General features: G+C 68.4%; 1 pseudogene. It reads left to right on the top strand.

Features of this window, described 5'->3' with window-relative positions:
* Nucleotides 1–339: pseudogene (locus PUR61_RS45700) on the top strand (hypothetical protein); the annotation flags it as partial.

The following is a 339-nucleotide window of genomic DNA, read 5'->3' as shown; positions in this document are numbered from 1 at the left end:
GGGGGGTTGTTTTTTGGGGGGGTGGGGTTTTTTTTTTTTTGTTTGGGGGGGGTGTGTTTGGGGGTTGTTTTGGGTTTTTGTTTTTGGGGTTTTTTTTTTGTTTTTTGTTGGTTGGGTGTTGGGTGGGGTGTGGTGCCCTGGTCTCTCCCCCGGCGGGGGGGGCCCGGCGCGGGGGGGGTGGGCCCGCCTCGCGGCCGGGCGCGGGGGCGCGGGGGGGGGGGGGGTGGGGGGTGGTGGGGGGGTGGGGGGTGGGTGGGGGGTGGTGGTTTTGTTGTGTGTTGTGGGTTGGGGGGTGGTTTGGGGGTGGCGGGGGGCGGCCTTCCCCCCCCCCCCCCCCCC

The organism is Streptomyces sp. BE20 (assembly GCF_036322525.1).
GTDB lineage: Bacteria > Actinomycetota > Actinomycetes > Streptomycetales > Streptomycetaceae > Kitasatospora.
This window is presented reverse-complemented; position numbering and strand designations above follow the sequence as displayed.